Origin of the sequence: Kitasatospora sp. NPDC059146 (genome assembly GCF_042786665.1) — a bacterium.
Taxonomy (GTDB): Bacteria; Actinomycetota; Actinomycetes; order Streptomycetales; family Streptomycetaceae; genus Kitasatospora.
In genome coordinates, this window is record NZ_JBHZCY010000002.1 from 1 (window position 1) to 2,717 (window position 2,717).

The following is a 2,717-nucleotide window of genomic DNA, read 5'->3' on the forward strand; positions in this document are numbered from 1 at the left end:
GTGTCCAGCAGCCGGTTGCCGGACTCGCGGCGCAGGAACTGCCGTACGGCGCCGGAGGCGTCGCCGGTCAGGGACTGCAGGCGGTCGGTGACCACCAGGGCGCCCGCGTTGATGAACGGATTGCGTGGGATGCCGTGCTCGGTCTCCAGCTGGACCAGCGAGTTGAAGGGGTTGCCGGAGGGCTCCCGGCCGACGCCCCGCCAGAGGTCCTCGCCGCCGTCGGGGCTGTAGGCGAGGGCGAGGGCGAGCGAGAACAGCTTGGAGACGCTCTGGATCGAGAACGGCCGCTCCCAGTCGCCGACGCCGTGCAGCTCGCCGTCGACGGTGGCCACGGCCATGCCGAAGGCCTCCGGGTCGGCCTCGGCGAGGGCCGGGATGTAGTCGGCGACGTGGCCCCGGCCCGTGGTCGCCCGGGCGGCCGCCTCGGCGGCGGCCAGCAGGACGGGGTAGTCCAGGTTCTCCACATCGAACAAGGTTCTTCACTCCACGCGCGGACGGGTACGGACGGGTATGGACGGGTACGGGCACCGTCCGACCTGTGATTATCCGTCTTCGGGGGAGTGCTGTGCGCCAGGCGGGGGTGCGGTGCGTGGCGTGCCGGGAGGCTGGCGCTACGGCGCGTCGGTCGGCGCCTGGACCGGCGGGCCGGTCAGCAGGGTGCCGGAGTCCGTGTAGGGCCAGCCGTTCGGGACGCAGCCGTGCAGGCCCTTGATCTGCTGCATCATCACCGGCGCCGGGGCGCCCGGGCCCGGGCAGTCGACGTGGCCGTTGCCGAGGATGTGCCCGACCTCGTGGTTGATCGCCAGCGCGTGGTACAGCTCCGGCTGGTTCCGGTAGAACTCGGACAACTCGGTCCACCGCTTGAGGTTGATCACCACCTGGTGCTGGACGCCGCAGTTGACCCAGCCGCCGGTGTCCAGCCCGTACTGGCCGCAGATCCGGTCGGTGGAGCCCGGGGTCGCCAGGTAGACCGTGAAGTCCACCGGGTCGGCGGCCATCCGCTCGAAGGACGCGGTGCCCCCGGCCGCCCAGCCGCGCCGGGTGTCGCCGAGGACGGCGTCCACCTCGGCGGCGAACTGCGCCGGACTCTCCGCGATGCCGTCCTCCACCCGCACCTTGTAGCGGTACAGGTGCTCCCCGGTGCCGAAGCGGGCGGAGCCGCCGGGGGCGGTGGTGAAGGCCAGCGGCGCGGGCTCGCCGCTGCGCCAGGGCTGCCACCACAGCAGGCCGGCGGTCACCGCCGCGACCAGGGCCAGGGCGAGCGCGGCGTGCCAGGGCCGCAGGCGCCGCCAACGGCGCGGGCGGGCAGCGGCCGCCGTCATCGGCCGGGGGGGGGGGCGGGGGCCCCGTTCAGGGGCCGCGGCCCGCCGCCGCACGGCCGTGCGTCCGGCGTATTCGGTGGGTCGGGGGCGCGGCGGTGTCGGACATGGTGGTGGTGCTCCTGGGCGGGCTCAAAACGGCGTACATCAGGAGGAACGGTCCGGTTGCGGCGGAGGGTTCAGTCCTGTTGCGGGTGTCGGGGCCAGGGTAGGGGACGGCGGGAGCGCCAGGGCGTCGCGGAACTCCCGGGCGAGGGAGAGGAACTCCTCCGGGGACCGCGCCGCGTGGTGCAGGTCGATCAGCGGCTCCGCGCCCAACTCCCGTACGGTGGAAGCCAGGTAGTGGGCGATCTGGGCGACCGTGCCGCGCTGGGGGACGTCGCCCTCGGGCGCCGGGCCGGCGGTGACCACCGGGTTCACCCGCAGCACCAGGCGCAGCGCCCCCGGGTCGCGGCCGGCGGCCCGGGCGGAGTCGCAGACGCGCTCCCAGAGCGGGCGCAGGGCGGGCAGCGGCAGGCCGACGCCCAGCCAGCCGTCGGCGCGCCGCCCGACCCGCTCCAGCGCGGCCGGACTCACCCCGCCCAACAGGACGGGCGGGCGCGGCCGTTGGGCCGGTCGGGCCAGGACGGTCGACGGCGGGACGGTCCACAGCGCACCGGTGTGCCGGACGTCGGCGCCCCCGGTCCAGAACGCCTCCAGCACGTCCAGGGTCTCCTCCAGCCGGGCCGCCCGGCCCCGCCACGGGACGCCGACCGCCCCGTACTCGTCCTCGGACCAGCCGAGTCCGAAGCCGACGTCGAGGCGGCCGTTGCTGAGCAGGTCGATCGTCGTCAGGGTGCGGGCGAGCAGGGCCGGGGGGTACCAGGGCGCGTTGAGCGTGCTGGTGCCCAGGCGCGCCCGGCTCGTCGCGCCGGCGGCGGCGGTCAGCAGGGTGAGCGGGTCGAGGAAGGTCCGATGGCTCTCCGGAACGGCGCCGCTGCCGCCGGGGTACGGGGTCCGCGGGGCGTTGGCGACCAGGAGCCGGTCGGCCGTCCAGAGCCGGTCGTAACCGAGCGCCTCGGCCGCGGCGGCGATCCGGACGGTCAGGGCGGGGTCGGCGAAGCGGCCGTACTGGGGGAGGGCGAGTCCGAGCGGCATGGGGTGCTTCCGCCTTCCGTGCGGGGGTCGGAGCACCCAGTGTCGGCCGACGGGTGCCCGGAACGCCAGGCGTCGGGGGCTCCCGCTGGACTCCCGTCGGGGCTTCTGCCGGGGCTGCCGTCGGGCGGGCGGCGCCGCCGGTTCCCGGAACCACTCGAAGGTGCCACCCGTGCGGCGTGTTCCTGGGGATCGCCGTCGGAATCGGCTGTTGTGGTGGGGGGGGGGGCACGCGCCCCCCCCCCCCCCCCCCACCCCCCCCCC

Annotated in this window: 3 protein-coding genes; all 3 read right to left on the reverse strand. The window is 75.8% G+C overall.

Features of this window, described 5'->3' with window-relative positions; translation table 11 throughout:
- Positions 1-455, reverse strand: a 455-nt coding sequence (locus ACFXPX_RS00945) for a glutaminase (protein WP_380639128.1), incomplete at its 3' end; no start/stop codon positions are given.
- Positions 456-611: 156 nt separating this feature from the next.
- Positions 612-1,322, reverse strand: coding sequence for a DUF3152 domain-containing protein (locus ACFXPX_RS00950; protein WP_380638958.1), 711 nt, complete (start codon positions 1,320-1,322; stop codon positions 612-614).
- A 144-nt stretch (positions 1,323-1,466) separates the two neighbouring features.
- Positions 1,467-2,456, reverse strand: coding sequence for a TIGR03619 family F420-dependent LLM class oxidoreductase (locus tag ACFXPX_RS00955; protein WP_380638960.1), 990 nt, complete (start codon positions 2,454-2,456; stop codon positions 1,467-1,469).
- Positions 2,457-2,717: the final 261 nt, after the last annotated feature.

Bases quoted from the DNA above. Each gene is read 5' to 3' on its own strand.
- ACFXPX_RS00950 (WP_380638958.1), bottom strand. From the start codon at position 1,322: ATGACGGCGGCCGCTGCCCGCCCGCGCCGTTGGCGGCGCCTGCGGCCC.
- ACFXPX_RS00955 (WP_380638960.1), bottom strand. From the start codon at position 2,456: ATGCCGCTCGGACTCGCCCTCCCCCAGTACGGCCGCTTCGCCGACCCC.